Annotated in this window: 20 protein-coding genes; 10 read left to right on the top strand and 10 right to left on the bottom strand. The window is 63.0% G+C overall.

Going from position 1 to position 18,004, the window contains the following annotated elements; translation table 11 throughout:
* Positions 1-34 precede the first annotated feature (34 nt).
* A complete protein-coding gene (locus NKI59_RS26420; protein ID WP_352707808.1) occupies positions 35-1,036 on the top strand; it encodes a GlxA family transcriptional regulator in 1,002 nt (333 codons plus the stop codon).
* Between the two features lie 205 nt (positions 1,037-1,241).
* On the opposite strand, the gene hdaA is transcribed toward NKI59_RS26420, so the two are convergent.
* From hdaA to NKI59_RS26405, 3 genes are read right to left on the bottom strand one after another with little or no spacing between them, the layout of a single operon-like run.
* The gene (hdaA, locus tag NKI59_RS26415; protein WP_352707807.1) at positions 1,242-1,943 is read right to left on the bottom strand and encodes a DnaA regulatory inactivator HdaA; all 702 of its coding nucleotides are present in this window, start codon (positions 1,941-1,943) and stop codon (positions 1,242-1,244) included.
* Positions 1,944-1,948: 5 nt separating this feature from the next.
* Entirely contained in the window at positions 1,949-3,175 is a 1,227-nt protein-coding gene (locus tag NKI59_RS26410) for an AI-2E family transporter (protein WP_352707806.1), read from the bottom strand.
* Positions 3,147-3,704 (bottom strand): CDP-alcohol phosphatidyltransferase family protein, encoded by a 558-nt coding sequence (locus NKI59_RS26405; protein WP_023677645.1) that lies wholly within the window; start codon positions 3,702-3,704, stop codon positions 3,147-3,149. Before NKI59_RS26405 ends, NKI59_RS26410 begins: the two co-directional genes overlap by 29 nt.
* A 200-nt stretch (positions 3,705-3,904) precedes the next feature.
* Here NKI59_RS26405 and NKI59_RS26400 point away from each other — a divergent pair, with 200 nt between their 5' ends.
* The 9 genes from NKI59_RS26400 (at position 3,905) to NKI59_RS26360 (ending at position 8,900) form a co-directional block, all read left to right on the top strand.
* Positions 3,905-4,549 carry a glutathione S-transferase family protein gene (locus tag NKI59_RS26400; RefSeq protein WP_352707805.1) on the top strand — a complete coding sequence of 215 codons (645 nt, stop codon included), beginning with the start codon at positions 3,905-3,907 and terminating at the stop codon, positions 4,547-4,549.
* A gap of 140 nt (positions 4,550-4,689) precedes the next feature.
* On the top strand, positions 4,690-4,971 hold the full coding sequence (locus tag NKI59_RS26395) for a hypothetical protein (protein ID WP_352707804.1): 282 nt from the start codon (positions 4,690-4,692) through the stop codon (positions 4,969-4,971).
* Between the two features lie 55 nt (positions 4,972-5,026).
* Positions 5,027-5,323: a hypothetical protein gene (locus NKI59_RS26390; protein ID WP_352707803.1), complete on the top strand. Its 297-nt coding sequence runs from the start codon at positions 5,027-5,029 to the stop codon at positions 5,321-5,323.
* Between the two features lie 205 nt (positions 5,324-5,528).
* A complete protein-coding gene (locus tag NKI59_RS26385; RefSeq protein ID WP_352707802.1) occupies positions 5,529-5,867 on the top strand; it encodes a hypothetical protein in 339 nt (112 codons plus the stop codon).
* Between the two features lie 111 nt (positions 5,868-5,978).
* Complete coding sequence (gene purM, locus NKI59_RS26380) at positions 5,979-7,043, top strand: phosphoribosylformylglycinamidine cyclo-ligase (RefSeq protein WP_352707801.1); 1,065 nt, start codon at positions 5,979-5,981, stop codon at positions 7,041-7,043.
* Positions 7,040-7,747: a phosphoribosylglycinamide formyltransferase gene (gene purN / locus NKI59_RS26375; RefSeq protein ID WP_352457663.1), complete on the top strand. Its 708-nt coding sequence runs from the start codon at positions 7,040-7,042 to the stop codon at positions 7,745-7,747. Before purM ends, purN begins: the two co-directional genes overlap by 4 nt.
* Positions 7,748-7,806: 59 nt before the next feature.
* Positions 7,807-8,094 (top strand): type II toxin-antitoxin system ParD family antitoxin, encoded by a 288-nt coding sequence (locus tag NKI59_RS26370; protein ID WP_352707800.1) that lies wholly within the window; start codon positions 7,807-7,809, stop codon positions 8,092-8,094.
* The gene (locus tag NKI59_RS26365; protein WP_352472620.1) at positions 8,087-8,380 is read left to right on the top strand and encodes a type II toxin-antitoxin system RelE/ParE family toxin; all 294 of its coding nucleotides are present in this window, start codon (positions 8,087-8,089) and stop codon (positions 8,378-8,380) included. Before NKI59_RS26370 ends, NKI59_RS26365 begins: the two co-directional genes overlap by 8 nt.
* Before the next feature lie 4 nt (positions 8,381-8,384).
* On the top strand, positions 8,385-8,900 hold the full coding sequence (locus tag NKI59_RS26360) for a SixA phosphatase family protein (protein ID WP_352684972.1): 516 nt from the start codon (positions 8,385-8,387) through the stop codon (positions 8,898-8,900).
* 110 nt (positions 8,901-9,010) lie between these two features.
* Here NKI59_RS26360 and NKI59_RS26355 read toward each other — a convergent pair whose 3' ends face one another.
* The 7 genes from NKI59_RS26355 to NKI59_RS26325 form a co-directional block, all read right to left on the bottom strand.
* Positions 9,011-9,283 carry a DUF680 domain-containing protein gene (locus NKI59_RS26355; RefSeq protein WP_352707799.1) on the bottom strand — a complete coding sequence of 91 codons (273 nt, stop codon included), beginning with the start codon at positions 9,281-9,283 and terminating at the stop codon, positions 9,011-9,013.
* Positions 9,284-9,559: 276 nt separating this feature from the next.
* Positions 9,560-9,793, bottom strand: a complete 234-nt coding sequence (locus NKI59_RS26350) for a DUF680 domain-containing protein (protein ID WP_352472617.1) — start codon at positions 9,791-9,793, stop codon at positions 9,560-9,562.
* 376 nt (positions 9,794-10,169) lie between these two features.
* Positions 10,170-12,506 carry a cation:proton antiporter domain-containing protein gene (locus NKI59_RS26345; RefSeq protein ID WP_352707798.1) on the bottom strand — a complete coding sequence of 779 codons (2,337 nt, stop codon included), beginning with the start codon at positions 12,504-12,506 and terminating at the stop codon, positions 10,170-10,172.
* Between the two features lie 56 nt (positions 12,507-12,562).
* Positions 12,563-13,261 carry a DUF2270 domain-containing protein gene (locus NKI59_RS26340; RefSeq protein WP_352616706.1) on the bottom strand — a complete coding sequence of 233 codons (699 nt, stop codon included), beginning with the start codon at positions 13,259-13,261 and terminating at the stop codon, positions 12,563-12,565.
* A 56-nt stretch (positions 13,262-13,317) separates the two neighbouring features.
* Positions 13,318-15,426: a molybdopterin-containing oxidoreductase family protein gene (locus NKI59_RS26335; RefSeq protein WP_352707797.1), complete on the bottom strand. Its 2,109-nt coding sequence runs from the start codon at positions 15,424-15,426 to the stop codon at positions 13,318-13,320.
* A gap of 69 nt (positions 15,427-15,495) precedes the next feature.
* The gene (locus NKI59_RS26330; protein WP_352707796.1) at positions 15,496-15,903 is read right to left on the bottom strand and encodes an SMI1/KNR4 family protein; all 408 of its coding nucleotides are present in this window, start codon (positions 15,901-15,903) and stop codon (positions 15,496-15,498) included.
* 123 nt (positions 15,904-16,026) lie between these two features.
* Entirely contained in the window at positions 16,027-17,904 is a 1,878-nt protein-coding gene (locus tag NKI59_RS26325) for an ABC-F family ATP-binding cassette domain-containing protein (protein ID WP_352707795.1), read from the bottom strand.
* Positions 17,905-18,004: the final 100 nt, after the last annotated feature.

The following is an 18,004-nucleotide window of genomic DNA, read 5'->3' as shown; positions in this document are numbered from 1 at the left end:
GCAAAACGGACATTCAACGTGGCAAAACTGACAAATGACGGCTGCGCGTGATCTGATCGAAATCGGCCTTGTCTTGTATCCCGGCGTGCAGGAAGCGGCCGTGCTCGGCCTGACCGACCTTTTCATGCTGGCAAACCGGCTGGCTGTCGAGCGGTCGCCCGGGGCGGCGAGGCTTCGCGTCAGTCATTGGCAATTGGAGGACGCGGGCCACACCGTAGTCCGCACCTTCGACAGCGACCCCGGCGCCGACAATGAACCAGCCATGGTTATCCTCCCGCCGACCTTGGGAGATCCGATCGCTCGGGAAGCAGCCGCGCCCTATGCCGGCTGGCTCAGGGATCGCCACACGGCAGGCGCGACGCTCGGTTCGGTCTGTGCCGGCGCCTTCGTGCTTGCCGAGACTGGCCTGTTGTCCGGCCGTGCGGCGACGACGCACTGGGCCTATCGCGAGGCGCTGGCGCTACGCTTTCCAGACATCTTGCTCGACGCCGACAGGCTGGTTATCGATGATGGCGATATCATCACCGCCGGCGGCTACATGGCCTGGACCGATCTCGGCCTGAAGCTGGTGGACAGGGTGCTCGGGTCAGCCGTCATGATGGACACGGCGCGTTTCATGCTGGTCGACCCGCCGGGCCGCGAGCAACGTTTTTACAGTCCGTTTGCGCCGCGGCTGACCCACGGCGACGGAGCGATCCTCAACGTGCAGCATTGGCTGCAGGCGAACGGCGCGCGCGACGTGACGCTCGGCGCCATGGCAGAGCATGCCGGGCTGGAGGAGCGGACTTTTCTGCGGCGCTTCCGCAGCGCCACTGGCCTCAAGCCGACCGAATATTGTCAGCACCTGCGGGTCGGCAAGGCGCGCGAGATGCTGGAAACCACGATGCGAGCGATCGACCAGATCGCCTGGGAGGTCGGCTATGACGATCCCGGCTCCTTCCGCAAGGTATTCGCCAGGATAACCGGCCTGGTGCCCGGCGACTATCGCCGGCGCTTTGGCGTGGAACGAGCGGCGCTTGGGGGAGACGAAAGCTGAGGCCTGGCCGCCGCGCAATGCCGCTATCGATCGACGCTGCCAAAGGCAAGCTCGCCGGGAAGAGAACCCCAACCGCCCCATCTCCCGGCGAGCCTACTACCTGATTTGATACGCAATCAGGACCGGGATTAGCCGGCAAGCTCTTTGCTGCAAGACAGATGCCAGCTTTTGTTCCCGAAATGGGACAATGGCGGAACTGGAATCGTCAAATCTCGAACTCGCCCTGCCCTTCGTCCATGGCGCTGACCGTCTCGGCTGCCAGGGCGCGGGTGATCGGCGTCTTGCGCTCGAGCGCGGTGCGGTCGAGCCGTTCGACCACGCGCATGGCCGTGGCCAGCGAGCGCTCGATGCGGCGCACCAGATATTGCACGACATGCGGCTCGACCTCGACCTGGCGGTCGGCGAACAGCTTTGTGATGACGCCGGCCAGCAGAAGATCGTCGGGTTCGTGGATCTCGACGGTCGCCGCCGCCTTGAGCCGCGACACCAGGTCGGGCAGCCTGACGCCCCAGGCGGACGGGAAGCGCCGCGCCGTCAACAGCAAGCTCGAGCCGGCGCCGCGCACCGCGTTGATCAGGTGGAAGAGGCCGTGCTCATCGATCGGTTCGGCATCGATATCGTCGATCAGGGCCGGATGCGGGCCGAGGTTTTCGATGCAGTCGCCGATGCGGCCGGCCGCCACTTTCATGGCGTCGGCGCGGGTCCGCCAAATCGAGGCCAGATGGGTTTTCCCCGAGCCGGCCGGCCCGGCCAGCACAACGACCGGCGACGGCCAGTCCGGCCAGCGGTCGACAAGCGCCGCCGCCTGGCTGTTGGTGCTGGAGACGACGAGCTCGTCGCGCGAATAGCCGGTGCCGTGGCCTAGATCGAGCGGCAATTGACGCGGCGGATCGATCTTGTCCGGCATCTGGCTCAACCGCGCGCGCCCCCGCGGCGGCGCACCTGCAGCGGCGGCACCGGCTCGTCCGAATGGCCCTTGTAGAGCGGCGATTCGAGGTAGCGCGCGATGGCGAAACGCACCAGAACGGCAACGGCGGCGGAAGCCGGTACGGCGATCAGCAGGCCGACGAAGCCGAACAGCGCGCCGAAGGCAAACAGCGCAAACATCAGCCATACCGGATGCAGGCCAACGCTTTTGCCGACCAGCCTGGGCTGCAGGATGTTACCCTCGATGAACTGGCCGACGAAGAACACACCGGCTACCGCTGCGACCATGGTCCAGTCTGGCCAGAACTGGACGAAGGCGACGCCGACGGCCAGCACCAGGCCGGTCAGCGAGCCGACATAGGGGATGAAGGAGATCAGCCCGGCGAACAGACCGATGAGGATGCCGAAATTTAGGCCCGTCAGTGTCAGGCCGGTGGCATACATGGCGCCGAGCACCAGGCACAGCGTGCCCTGGCCGCGCACGAAGCCGGCCGTCGCGGTGTTGATGTCCCTGGCGATCGTCCTGACGGTCTTGACGTAATCGCGCGGCACCCAGCTGTCGACGATTGCCACCATGCGGTCCCAGTCGAGCAGCATGTAGAAGGCGACGACCGGCGTTACCACGAACAGGCTGACGACCGAGACCAGCGCCACGCCGGAGCTCCAGATCGAGGTGAAGACGGTGGTCAGGAGGCCGAAGCCGGAGGTCAGCAGCGAGTTCAGGCCTTCGCGCAGGCCGTTGGCGTCGACGCCGAATTTTTCTTCCAGCCATTTCGGGTCGAAGCTGGTGATCAGGCCCTGCAGCCGGGTCAGATAGTCCGGCAGCTTGCTGGCGAAATCAGCCATCTGCGAGGCGAGCACCGGAACCAGGATAACGACGGCCAGCACCAGGACGACGATGAAGGCGATGAGGATGACCACCGTCGCCATCAGCCTGGAGAGGCCGAGCCGCTCCAGCCGGTCGGCCACAGGATCGAGGAAATAGGCGAGCACCATGCCGGCGACGAACGGCAGAAGGATGCCGCTGAAGACATAGAGGAAGACGGCGAGGATGATGGCGCTGACCAGCCAGAAGCGGATCTGCCGGCGAAACGACGCCGATGCCGCAGCCTCCGCTGCCGCAGCTTCGGCCTCGGCGTCGATGGACCGTTCGTCAGGTGCCCGGTGGTCAGGTGCCCCGTGTTCAGGTGCCGGGTGTGGAGCCTTCGCCATAGCCGCTCATATGCCTCAGCCAAGCCACGAGATAGGCCGCGGCCGAAGCCACGGTCAAGACCCCGGACAGCAATATCAGGGCCGGCCTCAGCGGATCGAGACGGATGTCGAAGGCGAGTTCGCCCAGCACCACCGCCGCCAGCACGATCTGGATCGCGGTGTTGGCCTTCGACACCAGGAGCGGCTTCATCTCGACCGGATGCGCCATGACGGTGGATAAAAGCACGGCGCAGACGATCAGCGCATCGCGCGACACCATGGTAACGACCAGCCACAGCGGCAGTTCGCCGCTGAAGCCCAGGACCACGAAAACCGAGACCAGCAGCAGCTTGTCGGCCATCGGATCGAGATAGGCGCCGAGCCTGGAAAACTGATTGAAATGGCGGGCGATGAAGCCGTCGACCCCGTCGGAAATGCCGGCAATGAGGAAGCCGGCAAAGGCCCAGTCCCAGCGTTCCTGCAGCATCGCCAGCACCACGGCCGGCACCAGCACGAAGCGCATGATCGTGATCATGTTGGGGATGGTCAAACGCATATCCCGTCGCTCTTGTTTGTCGATACATGATGGAGATGGAGGGTTACGGCAAGTGAGAAGCGACACAGAAGCTGCCAATCTCCCCACGAGGGCGCCAGCAATGAAATAGGTCAAGACCGATGTCGATTTCGGGGAGGCTCATTCGTCTCACGATAGGAAGCCGAGGAAATTTGCCCAGCAAGGAAACGGACGCGATGACAATCACTATCACAGCATTTGAACGATCGCCCGATGGCGGCAAGGGACTGGCGCGTGATACGCGCGTTCGCTGGGCGCTCGAAGAAGTGGGGCAGCCGTATGAGGTTCGTCTTGTTTCCTTCGCAGCGATGAAGGCGCATGAACATCTGGCCATCCATCCCTTCGGCCAGATCCCCACCTATGAGGAAGGTTCTCTCTCGCTGTTCGAGACCGGCTCGATCGTCTTTCATGTTGCTGAGCAGCATGCGGGATTGCTGCCGAAGGATCGCAATGCCCGCGCGCGTGCGATCACGTGGATGTTTGCCGCACTTAACACCGTCGAGCCGCCGATCCTCGAATTAACGACGGCAAGAATATTCGAACGTGACAAGCCTTGGAGCGAGGAGCGCTTGCCGTTGGTAAAGGACCGTGTTCGCGCTCGGCTGGACAAACTCTCGGCTCACTTGGGCGTCGCCGACTGGCTCGATGATGCGTTCAGCGCGGGCGATTTGTTGATGGTGTCGGTGCTGCTGCGACTAAGAATGTCAGGCATTTTGGACGAATATCAAAACTTGGCTGCCTATGTAGCGCGCGGGGAAGCTCGGCCGGCTTATATCCGGGCTTTCGCCGCGCAATTTGCGATCAACGCAGAGGGGGCGTGAAGGATAGCCAGCGTTGAACTAACCAAATGGAAGCGAGCCCGAAGCGCGCTATCCTTTGGCCGTTAGGAAACAAGGCGCGCTGTGGATGGACTAATAGGCCGCTAGCAAGGCACGATGCGCAACAAAGAGGGAGTGGAACCTTGTCTTTGGCCGTTGGCGAAGCGCGTAAGTATCTCGATACGTTCATGACGGGACATGGCTTTCGCCGCATCCGGAAAGGCGTCTTCGAAGTCGACCGGAGCGACGATATCAGCCTGATTCTCGAAGAGGCCTTTACTGCAAGCTATGGCGATGTTCATTTGAACATGCTCGTTTACCTGGACTTTCTTACCGTCAGGCCGTTGCTTGAAAGGCTGTACGGCAAAAAATGGATCTGGCCCGGACTGTCGCAGTTTCATCCTGAAACGATATTTAAACAATGAGCTGAAAGCTTATGCTCGTTACTTTGAGCACCTTGACCAGACGAGCATAGATAGGTTGCTGGGGAAATATGTCGAGCTGGCGCGACGGATCAGGGCTCAGAACCCGGACCTCGCCAGTTACGTCGCCGGACATAGCGAGTTGCTCGACAAACCTTACGAATTCACACAGCCCTTCGCAGTTCGAATCCTCGCGCTGATTGCCTGCGAAATCGAACTTGGGCACTACGAGCGGGTGAAGCAGGCTGTGCACTGGATTCGAACGAACAATAGCGGAATAGCGCTGAGCGGCTACGCCAAGGCACAACTCGACCGCGTCGACATGGTTCTGGCGGAACGAGAGGGTCGTCCGTAAGGGCGGCATCTTGGGCGACTTTCCACTCTTTTGTCGAGCCAAGACCGTCTGATCCCGCCGTCATCCTTGCGAGGTGCGGTCGTTCATGCGAAGAAACGGGGAAAGCAATAGCTTATTTTCCGACCGCCGAACGACGATGACACAGAGAATCACAATCGTTTGGCGAGTCACGCTTTGCTATTTGGCCGGATTGACGGAAAGTCTTTTGGTCTTCGCATTTTTCGGAGCCTCGCACCGCAACGTGGCAGCGCAGGATCTTCTTTCGACCTTCGCTCTTTATCTGGCCGTAGGCGTGGTCGTCTCTTGGCCCGCCTGGCTGACCGCCGCTGTCGTCGCGTTCCTGTTCGCGCGGTCGATCGTTGCAAATCCAGGTCTGTGGGCTGCCGCGGCGGCTTTGGTCGCCGCCGGCTTCTCGTATGGAACCCTGCCCTTCGACGGTGAAATCAGATCTCTTGCCACCGTCGGTGGCCTCGCCGCAATTCTGGCAGGCATTTCTTTTTATTGTTGGAGTGTATCACGCCCGGTTCCCCCGGCATCCAACTGAAAACACCATTAATCGCGCGCTTGCCTTGCGGGGCAAAACCGTTCATGCGAAGAGCCCGCACGCGAGTGAAAACAGCGACAGGCAAGCGCAACAGATGAGCAGGCGCCGGAAATGAGCAAGCGCAAGAACGGGCTCACCTATGCCGAAGCGGGCGTCGACATCGACGCCGGCAATCTCATGGTCGAGAAGATCAAGCCGCTGGTGCGCGCCACCCGCCGGCCGGGCGCCGATGGCGAGATCGGCGGCTTCGGCGGCCTGTTCGACCTCAAGGCCGCCGGCTTCACCGATCCGGTGCTGGTGGCCGCCAATGACGGCGTCGGCACCAAGCTGAAGATCGCCATCGACGCCGGCAAGCATGACACGATCGGCATCGACCTCGTCGCCATGTGCGTCAACGACATCGTCGTGCAGGGCGCCGAACCGCTGTTCTTCCTCGACTATTTCGCCACCGGCAAGCTCGATCCCGACCAGGGTGCTGCAATCGTCGGCGGCATTGCCGCCGGCTGCCGGCAGGCCGGCTGCGCACTGATCGGCGGCGAGACGGCGGAAATGCCTGGCATGTATCACGACAAGGACTACGACCTTGCCGGCTTTGCCGTCGGTGCAGCCGAACGCGGCCAGTTGCTGCCGACCGACGACATCGTCGAGGGCGACGTGCTGCTCGGCCTCGCCTCGTCGGGCCTGCATTCGAACGGCTTTTCGCTGGTCCGCCGCATCGTCGCGGTAAGCGGCCTTGGCTGGGGCGATCCGGCGCCGTTCAATGACGAGGCGACGCTGGCCGAGGCGCTGCTCGAGCCGACGCGCATCTACGTCAAGTCGATCCTCAAGGCGATCCGCAACACGCACGGCATCAAGGCGCTGGCCCATATCACCGGCGGCGGCTTTCCCGAAAACATCCCGCGCGTTCTGCCCAAGGATTTTTCGGCCGAGCTCGATCTCGGCGCCATCGAGGTGCCGCCGGTGTTTTCGTGGCTGGCCAAGACCGGTGGCGTCGCGCCGGAAGAGATGATGCGCACCTTCAATTGCGGCATCGGCATGATCCTGGTCGTCGCCTCCGGCCAGGCGGCGCAGGTCGCTGCCGTTCTGCAGGAGGCCGGCGAGACGGTGACGCCGATCGGGCAGATCGTGCCGCGCCGCGATGCCGGCGTCATCTATCGGGGCTCGATTGGCCTATGACCAGGAAACGGACGGTCGTACTGATCTCGGGGCGCGGCTCCAACATGACGGCGCTGGTTGCGGCGGCGAGCAACCCGGCCTATCCGGCCGAGATCGTCGGCGTCATCTCCGACCGCGCCAATGCCGCCGGCCTTGGCATCGCCGCGGCGCGCGGCATCGCCACCAGAGTGATTTCGCGCTCCGACTATGCCAGCAAGCAAGCGCATGACGAGGCGATCGATGCGGCCCTCTTATCGTTCGGCGCCGAGATCGTCGCGCTGGCCGGCTATATGCGCATCCTCGGCGCGCGCTTCGTAGAGAAGTGGCAGGGCCGCATGATCAATATCCACCCTGCCCTGCTGCCTGCCTTCAAGGGGCTGGATACGCATGCGCGGGCCCTCCGCGCAGGCATGCGCATCCATGGCTGCACGGTGCATTTCGTCACGCTCGACATGGATGACGGGCCGATCATCGCCCAGGCCGCCGTGCCGGTGATGGTCGGCGACAATGAGGACACGCTGGCCGCGCGCGTGCTCAAGGCCGAGCACCAACTTTATCCGCTGGCGTTGGGCCTTGTCGCCGAAGGCAAGGCGCGAATGGAAGGCGGCCGCACGGTGTTTTCGCGCTTCGCCGACGATGCCGACAACGCCACGTCGGTGGTGATCGCGCCCGACCCGCTGCGCGAAGAGACCGATCTCGAGCACCTGGCGCGGATCACGCCGTGAGGGTCAGTTCTTGAATTTGGTAGCAAATTTTGCTACCGTTTTCGTGAGGAGACGGCTTGATGGCGCCAGTCGAAAAAGTCAGCGTAGCGCTTTCCCCGGAACTGCTGGACATGGTCAAAGGCGCGGTGGCCAGCGGGCAGTACGGTTCGACAAGTGAAGTGATCCGCGAGGCACTGCGCGAATGGCGGCTTCGCCAGCCCTTGCGCGAGGCCGAAGCGGAGCGGTTGCGGAAAGCCTGGACGGAAGGGCTGGAGAGCGGTCCGTTTGCGCCGTTCGACATCGAGGACATAAAACAGAAAGCCCGCAGCCGGTTGGGCAACACCAGCAAAAACCGGCGGAATGGCTGACATCCGCATTGTCCACAGCCCGGCGGCAGAAGACGACCTGATCGATATTTGGTTTGGCATTGCAAGGGACAACCCGCTTGCCGCGGACCGCTTTTTGGATGCTATTGCCGAGCGCATCGTGCAATTGGGCACATTCCCGGAATCCGGTCCCAAGAGGCCCGACATCGCTGCCGAGGTGCGGGCGTTGACGATCGGCAACTATCTCGTGCTTTATCGCCTAGCCGAACAGCGCGTCGAGATCGTCCGCGTCGTGCATGGCGCACGCGACGCTTCGGCCTTATTTTGAATCCATGAAGCAACTGCTGCTCCTGCGTCACGCCAAGTCGAGTTGGGACGATCCCGACCTCATCGACTTCGACCGGCCGCTGTCCGCGCGCGGGCTGAAGGCAGCACCACTGGTCGGGCGCGAACTGGCCCGGCGCGGCTGGCTGCCGGAGCTGGCGCTGGTGTCGCCGGCGCTGCGCACCCGCGACACGTGGCGGCTGGTCTCGGCGGAATTGCCGGCGAAGGTGCAGGCCAAATTTTCCCAGGCGCTCTACGAGGCAGCGGCGGCGGACATCCTCGCCAAGGTGCGGCAAGTAAAGGCGGGGACTGGAACACTGCTGGTGCTTGGCCACAATCCCGGGCTGGAGGAGTTCGCGCGCGGGCTTGCCGAGGCTGGATCGGACCAAGCGGCGCTGAAGAAGCTGGCGGAGAAATACCCAACCGCGGGCCTGGCTCGGTTCGACGTCGACGGCGATTGGACCGGTCTCACCTTCGGCAGCGCCCGACTGACGCACTGCATTTGGCCGAAGGATCTTCGCTAGGGACTGCCCGACAGGCCGGGGGATCGCCGACCTTTCGACCAAACCCGGCTTCGCACAAACAAAAGCGGCGGGCCAAGCCCGCCGCTCTTCGTGCTCCGGGGTTTGAGGAACTATCGGCCCCAATTGCCCCGGCCAGATTGGGGCACTACGGGTTGATCCGTGCCGAACCGGGTCGTCGCCTTGGTGTCGACGGCGTTGTGCTCGGCCGTCAGCGGCTTGCGGATAGAACCGGTAAACCCGCTGTCGATGGTGCCGACAGGCGCGTTGCCAACAGGCGCGGCCGGCTGGTTGACGCCGTCCGAACCATAGTGATCACTGCCTGCAAAGGCGCTGCCCGTGGCGAGGAGGACGATGGTGGCGACGGTAAGAGCAATCTCGGTCATTTCAGGTACTCCAGTGTACTGGCCATTCGTGAGTTGTCGTTGCTTTCGACGCATTCGAGATGAGAGCGCTGACCGCGCCGACGAATACGCACCCGGCTTTTTCCGATGTGCACGTTGCTGGACGATTTCAGCAACCGAGATTGTGGCTACAGATGAAACCTGCAAATCAAAGTATTCGATTGGCGCAGGATGCTATTCGGCGCACACGCCCGTTGATACGCGAAAGCAAGAGTAGCGGGCCAAGCCCGCCGCTCTTTGTGTTGCGGGCCGTGATAATCAGCGGCCCCAGATGCCTTGGCCGGATTCAGGCGCCACCGACTCGGAGGTTGTCTTGGCACCGGTATGCTCGGAAGTAACTGGCTTGCGGATCGAACCGGTGAAGGTGTTGTCGACGTTGGCAGCAGCAGCGGCCGGCTGGTTGACGTTGTCCGAGCCATAATGGTCGCTGCCGGCAAAAGCAGTGCCGGTGGCAACGAGGATGGCGGCGGCGGTAAGAGCGAGCTTGGTCATTTCGGTACTCCGGTAGTTCTTTGGTCTGTCCGTCAAGTGGCGTGCCTCGGGAGGAATTCGCGTCGCTCGGACCACCCCGAGATGGGTCGGCAAGTCTGTCGTTTCCAATCACGAAAATTTTGTACGGGTGCGCCAAATTGGCCGCTTGAAATTCGACATGCAGCTCCTTGCGCCACAATGTTGTTCTTTCTTTTCAACTAGTTATGTGGTCAGTGGTGATTTGCCGCGCGAACATTCTTTGAGCCGGCGTTCACCCTTTCCTGTACTCTCAGTCAACGGAACCGAACCGTTCGGTTCGAGTTCTTTGCGTTTGGCGGATCAGCGCTTTCAGAGGCTCGATCGACATTCCTGCCGACGGATCAATGCGCCGTGAAATTCACGCTGCCAGCTCGGCGCCAGCGGCGTCGTGCTTGGGCCGCGCGCTGGCCAGAAGCACGACGGGGCAGTTGCAGGCGGCTAAAACAGCGCCGGCGGTTTCACCGAAGAACAGGTCCTCACCCGGACGTTGGGTGACGCCCATCACGACGATCACCGCTCCTTTGGCCGCCTCCCGGGTGATCGCCTTGTCGGGTGTAACGCGGGTATGGAACGCTGTGTCGATATGCAGGCCGTAGCGGCCCGCCAGATCAGCGATGTCTTTCAGCACGGCCTCTTCGCGGCTATGCGACACCGATATCGACCTGCGGTCCTTGGCTGCCTTTTGCGAGACGTAGAGAACCTTGATCCGCGCCCGGTTTGGACGGGCCAGCGCCAGCGCCAAGTCGGCGGCGCGACGCGCCACCTGGGTACCGTTGACGGGGACGAGAATGCTGGTGCCGGCCTTCAGCGTCGGCATCTTTTCGCCAGCATTGCCGCCGTTCAGGACCAGGCAAAGCGGGCCGTCAAATCCTGCGGCAATGTCGTTGAGGGCCGGCGCGAAGGCGCCATCGGCGGTCAGCACATTGTCCAGGCCGACCAGCAACAGGCCGTATCCCTTGCGGGCCTCTTCGGCGATCGTCTCACCCGTGGCCTCCAATTCGGTGCGGGCCGTCAGGTGGACTTTGTCGACAAGCGTATCTTCGATCCGTTTCACCGCCTGAGCGCTCTTTTTTGCACCCTTCTTGATTTCCTGCAGGGCGCGCTCCTGTCCCTTGCTGTCGGTCGGCCTGTCAACTCGGCCGTCTTTCGGCTGAAGCAAGGTGGTGGGCAGGCGAAGCAAGGTGGTGGGCATGCCGCTGCCTCCGCCGACCAGTCCGGCGAGATATGCAGTAAACTTGCCGATCCTGCTGTCGTCGACCAGCACCAGCAGCCGCTCCAGCCTGGAAATGAAGCCGTATTCGTCCAACGCCTCGCGCTCGACACGCTGCTGCTCGTCGTGCCCAACCGGCAGCCGGCCGAGCGCCCAGCGCAGCATCGGCGGCATGGCCAAGGTGGTGATCACGGCCATGGTGACGATCATGGTGAAGAGATTGTGCGACAGGATGTTCATCGACAGGCCGATGCTGGCGACGATCACCTCGGTCGAGCCGCGCGCGTTCATGGCACTGCCGACGGCGATTGCTTCCTTGAACGACATGGCGGCGAGCTTGGCGCCGATGAACGCGCCGCCAAACTTGCCGATGCTGGCGATGACTACGAGAGCGCCCGTCAGCATGGCAAGGGTTGGATCGGCGAGCACGGTGAGATCGGCGGAAAGCCCCGCCATGCCGAAGAAGATCGGCATGAACAGCGCGGTGATGACGCCGCGAAGCTGGCCTTCGATATGGCTGGAGAGGATGGGCGATTCCCCGACCAGGATGCCGGCGACGAACGCCCCCAGCACGGTATGGACGCCTATCAGACTAGTGATCAGCGCCATCGCTCCCATGATGATGAGGATCATGGTGATCACCGCAAACTCGCTGCGGAATTGATCGTTGGTCCAGCGGATCAAGGTGAAGACAAGACGGCGGCCAATGGTGAAGGAGAACACCATGAACAGTGCCACCGCGGCGATGGTGGTCACCAGCGGCCCGAACTGTAGCTTGCCATTGGTGGCGATGCCGAAAGTTACGGCGATGACCAGCCAGCCGATCGTGTCCTCGATGATCGCCGAGGAAATAATCACCTGTCCGAGGTTGCGGCGCATGAAGTTCATCTCGCGCACCACCATGGCGACGACCTTGACCGACGAGATCGACAGCGCCGTGCCAAGGAACAGCCCGGCGACGGTGCGCTGCGTGGGGTCAGCCAGCAATGCGTCCGGCAGGAACTGCGCCAGCGCGAAACCGAAGATGAAGGGCACCACGACGCCGGTAGCCGAAATGGAAAAACAGGCCGCGCCAACCCGGCGCACCAGCCGCAGGTCCGTCTCCATGCCGGTCAGCAAAAGCAGCATCAGGATGCCGAGCTGCGAGACGGCGTCGATCATGCCCTTTTGCGCAGGATCACTGGGAAAGATCAAGTGCTGGGCCGACGGCCACAGCCAGCCGAACAGCGAAGGACCGAGCAGGATGCCGCCGATCAGTTGGCCCATGATTGCCGGCTGGCCATAACGCTGCAGCACTTCGCCCAGGCCGCGCCCGACAAGCAGCAGCAGGACGATCTCGGCAACGAAAGCGCCTTCGCCCGAACCGCCCATTCCCGAGGCCTTGGTGCCGGCGACGAGCGTCTCCGCCGCCCAGGCCCCGCTTGCGGGGACGAACCCGCAAACCAGCAGCGCCAGGCTGGAACGTGTCGGAGCCTGCCAAGCCATGAAACCCCCATCGCCCAATGCACCAGCCCAACAACGCGCGACAGGGCGTTGCGTTGCTAGACGTGGACGTCACCGAAGGAGAGTTCGCCGTCGTCGCTCTCTGTCAGAAAGGCTGTCACCAGCAGGCCTGCATAGAGGACGGCGACCAGCACGACGATGGCGCCACCAGGAACTGGACCCAGGGCAGCACTGGTGACGGCCTCACGCATCGACCCGACGAAGCCGATGCGGACGCCTTCGGTCAGAAGACTGGGGGTCGACAGTTTGAGGATCCAGGCCAGCAGCAGAATCAGCAGCATGTAAATGTAATTGCGACGCAGGCGGCGCGCCAAAGCCACGCGTTGCGAAATCAGGAATTTCGGCGCGCGCAGGCTCTCGCCGACGATCAACAGCCAATCGGACGCGAAGTCCGGCTGCGGCGAGAATATCTGCGCGAAATAGTGCCGTTCGAACTGGCGCACGCGAGCCCGATAGAAGTCGAAGAAGCGATATCGGCGGGCCTCTATCCACAGCAGCAGCAGAACAAGCAGCATGGCAAACAGCAGCACGCCATGGTGAGCGCTGGCTGTCGAAAGCGAAACGGACAGCATGGCTGCGACAACGGTTATCGCCCAGTTGCTCGTCCGGTCCAGGCGGTCACGCCACCCAGCCATGCGCGCAATCTCGGCGCGATGAAAGTGGGACATCGTGGTTACGAGTTCGCCGGACGACAGTGTCCTTCCGATGGGATCCGGCGCCGGCAACACTTCTGCCATGACAATGCCTCCACCCGCCACGCGAAAACGGCCGGATGGAGATATCGTTCCGGCGCTCAATCCGCCGGGCGCAGCCAGACCTTGTTGTCGTGGAAGGCGGCGCCGCCATAGGGCGCCGGCGCATCGGCGCCGGTCAGCACGTTGATGCCCTCGCCGCGCTCATGGGCGCTGTTCGGCCAGATGCCTTCGGCGACGACGACGCCGCGCTTGATGCCGTCGAACAGCTTTGCGTGCAGCACCACCTCGCCACGCTGGTTGCCGACCTCGACACGGCCGCCGTCGGCGACGCCGAGTGCCGCCGCATCATCGGGATGCAAGAGCAGCTCCGGCCGGCGCTCTTTTGCCTGCGATACCGGCGTTTCGGCAAAGGTCGAATTGAGGAAATTGCGCGCCGGCGAGGTGGTCAGCCGGAACGGGTGCGCCGCGTCCGCCACTTCGATCAGGTCGACATGGTCGGGGAATTCCGGCAGGCTCGCCACCGGCCCGAACAGGCCCATGCTTTTGGGTGGCCGGTTGGGCGACGCTTGGCCCGTCCAGTCGGCGCGAAAATGGAACTTCTTGTCGGCATGGCCGAAGCCGTCGAGGAAATGCGCCGCCTCGAAATCCGGCTGCAAATCGACCCATTTCTGCTCTTTCAGGCTCGAAAAGCTGCCCAGCCCGCGCTTGCCCAGGATGATATCGATATGCTGCTGCTCGGTCATGCCGAAGCCCGGACGGTCGGCGACACCGAGCCTCTTGCCGAGCTCCTCGATGACGAAATGGTTGGTGCGCGGGCCTTCCGGCGGGTCGATCAGCTTCGGCCCGAGTGTGATGTGCTGGTTGCCGCCACCCTTGTAGACGTCGTCATGCTCGAGAAACATCGTCGCCGGCAGCACCACATCAGCGAGCTTGGCGGTGTCGGTCATGAACTGCTCGTGCACGCAGGAAAACAGATCGTCGCGCAGAAAACCTTGCTTCACCAGCCGCTGCTCCGGCGCGACATTCACCGGATTGGTGTTCTGGATCAGCAGCGCCGTCACCGGCGGGCCGCCATAGAGCGCATCCTCAGCCCCGGTCAGCACCGGGCCGATGCGCGAATGGTCGAGATGGCGGATCGCGGGATCGCGCATCCGCGTGCCTTCGAGCAGCTCCTGGTTGAGCTTGAAGATGCCCGAATTGGAATGGAAGGCGCCGCCGCCCTCATACTGCCAGCAGCCGGTGACCGCCGCGATCGAGGCTGCGGAATGCATGTTGACCGAACCGTTGCGCTGCCGCGAAAAGCCGTAGCCGAGGCGGAAGTAAGTCTTTTTCGTCGTGCCGACGAGCCGGGCGAAGGTCTCGATTTCGTCGACAGAAAGCCCGGTGATATCAGCGGCCCATTGCGGCGTCCGCGTCTTGAGATGCGCTTCCAGACCGTGCGGGTCGTCGGTGTATTTTTCCAGATAGGCGCGGTCGGCCATGCCGTCGCGGAACAGCACGTGCATGACAGCGCATGCCAGCGCGCCGTCGGTGCCGGGCTTCAGCACCAGGCCGAGATCGGCCTGCTTCATCGTCGCATTTTCGTAGACGTCGATGACGACGATCTTGGCGCCGCGTTCCTTGCGCGCCTTGATGGCGTGGGTCATGACGTTGACCTGCGTGACCACGGCGTTGGTGCCCCAGATCACCACGCAGTCGGACTTTGCCATCTCACGCGGATCGGGGCCGCGCAGCGCGCCGGCGCCCATCATCCAGCCGGTCCAGGCCAGATTAGTGCAGATCGAGCCGAAGAAGCCGGAATATTTTTTGGCGTGCCTGAGCCGCTCGATGCCGTCGCGCTGCACCAGACCCATCGTGCCGGCATAGTAATAGGGCCAGACCGTCTCCGAGCCATATTTTGCCTCCGCCGCGATGAACTTTTCGGCGACGAGATCGAGCGCCGCCTCCCAGCTGGATTCCTTCCAGGCGCCGTCGCCCTTGGCGCCGGCACGGACCAGCGGCTTCAGCAGGCGGTCGGGATGATGGACGCGGTCGGCATAGCGGGCGACCTTGGCGCAGATGACGCCGGCCGTGTAGCTGTTGGATTTGGCGCCATGGACACGGCCGATGCGCTTTTCGTCGAGCAGTTCGACCTCGAGCGCGCAGGTCGAGGGACAATCGTGAGGACAGGCCGAATGGCCGATGTCGAGCTTGGCATGCTGATTCATGGGTGCAAACTAGCCGGTTGTTATGGCGACGTGTAGGGCCAGATGGGCGGGCCTACATCCCCCTCTGGGCTATTCGTCGGAAAGGCCGATCAAATCCAAGAATGCATCAAAGTCCGGCGCAATGGGCCAAACGCTTTCGACAAGATCAATATTTGTCATGTCAAACGCAACGAGCGGATAAAGTCCCACTGTGCGTAGATCGAATGCAATCGCCTCGCCGCCCCCGTTGCTGCCGATAACGAAAAAACCCGGAAAGAAGTCCTTGAATGTCCCCTGTTGCTCTATTTCGATCACCTCTTCCGCGGCGTGCAAGGCAAGCCATAGCGGCTGGACTGGCAGGGGGCCCTCACCACCGTTGCTGAAAGAGAGAAGGGCAACATAGCTTTCAGGCAGGACCAAAGGCCCCACGTCCCTGAGTTTCTCGATCGCTTCGTCTGACGCTCCATCTTTTTTGCGCCACTCCCGACCTTCAAGCATCTCATTCACCCCCTACGGCGAACCACGTGGGTATCCAGGAACGTACCCGGCCACATTGAGCAACGCGTCGTAGGCGCGGCATTTCGGGCATCTCCCCCGCGAGGGGGGGAGATTGCGCTCTTCCTACTCCGCCGTGCCTTCCTCGTACTCCGCCGACATCGACAGCCATTTTTCCTCATGGCCGGCCAGCTGTTGCGCAAGTTGTGAGCGCTCCTTGGCCAGCCTTGTCGCGGTCGAGGGGTCCTTTTCGTAGACGGCCGGGTTGGCGAGTTCGTCCTCGATCAGGTCGATGCGCTTGCGGAGGCGGTCCATCAGCGCTTCGGTGGCGCGGATTTCCTTGGCCAGCGGCTCGAAGGCGGCGCGGCGCGCGGCTGCATCGCGGCGGCGGTCGGCCTTCGACGCTTTGTCCGCCTCGCGCTTGCCGCGGCGGTCGCCGGAGACGCCGGTGACCAGCGTCTTGTAATCCTCGAGGTCGCCGTCATATGGGTTAACCGCGCCGTCCTTGACCAGCCACAGCCGGTCGGCGGTCGCTTCGAGCAGATGGCGGTCGTGCGAGATCAGGATGACCGCGCCGGGAAAATCGTTCAGCGCATGGATCAGCGATTCACGGCTGTCGATGTCGAGGTGGTTGGTCGGTTCGTCGAGGATGAACAGGTTCGGCCCCTCGAAGGCCGACAGGCCCATCAAAAGCCGCGCCTTCTCGCCGCCGGACAGGTCCTTGGCGGCGGTGTTCATCTTCTCGGTGGTCAGGCCGAACTGGGCGACACGGCCGCGCACCTTCGATTCCGGCGCCTCCGGCATCAGCCGGCGGACATGCTCGTAGGCGTTCTCCTCGGGTCTCAAATCGTCGAGCTGGTGCTGGGCAAAGATCGCCACCTTCAGGCCGGGCGCCACCGTCATGCTGCCGGTCTCCTGCTTGAGGCGGCCGGACAGCAATTTGGCGAAGGTCGACTTGCCGTTGCCGTTGGCGCCGAGCAACGCGATGCGATCGTCGGCATCGATGCGCAGCGTCATCTTCTTCAGGATCGGCTCGCCCTCGACATAGCCGACGTTGACGTTGTTCAGCGCAATGATCGGCGAGGCCACCGACTTCACCGGCTCCGGAAAGGAGAACGGCCGCACCGTGTCGTTCACGATCGCGGCGATCGGCTTCATCTTCTCCAACGCCTTGATGCGCGACTGCGCCTGCCTCGCCTTCGACGCCTTGGCGCGGAAGCGCTCGACGAAGGATTCCATGTGCTTGCGCGCTGCTTCCTGCTTGACGCGGCCCTTCTGCTGCAACTCGCGCTGCTCGGTATATTGGCGCTCGAACTGGTCGTAGCCGCCGCGCCAGAAGGTCAGCTTCTTCTGGTCGAGATGGACGATCGAATTGACGGCGCGGTTGAGCAGGTCGCGATCGTGCGAAATCAGCAGCACGGTGTGCGGGTATTTCGACACGTAGTTTTCCAGCCACAGCGTGCCTTCGAGATCGAGATAATTGGTCGGCTCGTCGAGCAGCAGCAGATCGGGCTCGGCAAACAACACGGCGGCCAGCGCGACGCGCATGCGCCAGCCACCGGAGAAGGACGAGGCCGGGCGCCGCTGCGCGGCATCGTCGAAGCCGAGGCCGGCGAGAATGGTGGCCGCGCGTGACTCGGCCGAGTGCGCATCGATATCGGCCAGCCGCATGTGGATGTCGGCGATGCGGTGCGGATCGGTCGCCGTCTTTTCCTCTTCGAGCAGTGCACTCCGCTCAAGGTCGGCCTTGAGCACGATCTCGATCAGCAGCTCCTCGGTGCCCGGCGCTTCCTGCGCGACCTGGCCGATGCGCGTGTTCTTGGGCAGGCTGATCGAGCCGGTCTCGGAGGCGAGGTCGCCGGTGATCGCCTTAAATAGGGTCGTCTTGCCGGTGCCGTTGCGGCCGACAAGGCCAGCCTTGCTGCCGGCCGGCAAGGTCAGTGAGGCATGGTCGAGAAGCAGGCGTCCGGCCATGCGGAGCGAAAGGTCGTTGATGATCAGCATGGCCGGGCTTTTGCACGGGACAACCATGCTTCGCAAGGGCTTGAGCCCCGGTTCGCCGCATAAGCCGCGAAAACCGACAAAGCTGGTGATGTCGACCCCG

Source organism: Mesorhizobium sp. M0598 (genome assembly GCF_040320865.1).
Taxonomy (GTDB): Bacteria; Pseudomonadota; Alphaproteobacteria; order Rhizobiales; family Rhizobiaceae; genus Mesorhizobium.
This window is presented reverse-complemented; position numbering and strand designations above follow the sequence as displayed.

Coding starts and splice junctions, on each gene's coding strand:
- NKI59_RS26345 (WP_352707798.1), bottom strand. CDS start 12,506: ATGGCTTGGCAGGCTCCGACACGTTCCAGCCTGGCGCTGCTGGTTTGC.
- NKI59_RS26370 (WP_352707800.1), top strand. CDS start 7,807: ATGGCGCCAGTCGAAAAAGTCAGCGTAGCGCTTTCCCCGGAACTGCTG.
- NKI59_RS26420 (WP_352707808.1), top strand. CDS start 35: ATGACGGCTGCGCGTGATCTGATCGAAATCGGCCTTGTCTTGTATCCC.
- purN (WP_352457663.1), top strand. CDS start 7,040: ATGACCAGGAAACGGACGGTCGTACTGATCTCGGGGCGCGGCTCCAAC.
- hdaA (WP_352707807.1), bottom strand. CDS start 1,943: ATGCCGGACAAGATCGATCCGCCGCGTCAATTGCCGCTCGATCTAGGC.
- NKI59_RS26365 (WP_352472620.1), top strand. CDS start 8,087: ATGGCTGACATCCGCATTGTCCACAGCCCGGCGGCAGAAGACGACCTG.
- NKI59_RS26330 (WP_352707796.1), bottom strand. CDS start 15,903: ATGCTTGAAGGTCGGGAGTGGCGCAAAAAAGATGGAGCGTCAGACGAA.
- NKI59_RS26335 (WP_352707797.1), bottom strand. CDS start 15,426: ATGAATCAGCATGCCAAGCTCGACATCGGCCATTCGGCCTGTCCTCAC.
- NKI59_RS26350 (WP_352472617.1), bottom strand. CDS start 9,793: ATGACCAAGCTCGCTCTTACCGCCGCCGCCATCCTCGTTGCCACCGGC.
- purM (WP_352707801.1), top strand. CDS start 5,979: ATGAGCAAGCGCAAGAACGGGCTCACCTATGCCGAAGCGGGCGTCGAC.
- NKI59_RS26410 (WP_352707806.1), bottom strand. CDS start 3,175: ATGGCGAAGGCTCCACACCCGGCACCTGAACACGGGGCACCTGACCAC.
- NKI59_RS26340 (WP_352616706.1), bottom strand. CDS start 13,261: ATGGCAGAAGTGTTGCCGGCGCCGGATCCCATCGGAAGGACACTGTCG.
- NKI59_RS26325 (WP_352707795.1), bottom strand. CDS start 17,904: ATGCTGATCATCAACGACCTTTCGCTCCGCATGGCCGGACGCCTGCTT.
- NKI59_RS26355 (WP_352707799.1), bottom strand. CDS start 9,283: ATGACCGAGATTGCTCTTACCGTCGCCACCATCGTCCTCCTCGCCACG.
- NKI59_RS26400 (WP_352707805.1), top strand. CDS start 3,905: ATGACAATCACTATCACAGCATTTGAACGATCGCCCGATGGCGGCAAG.
- NKI59_RS26360 (WP_352684972.1), top strand. CDS start 8,385: ATGAAGCAACTGCTGCTCCTGCGTCACGCCAAGTCGAGTTGGGACGAT.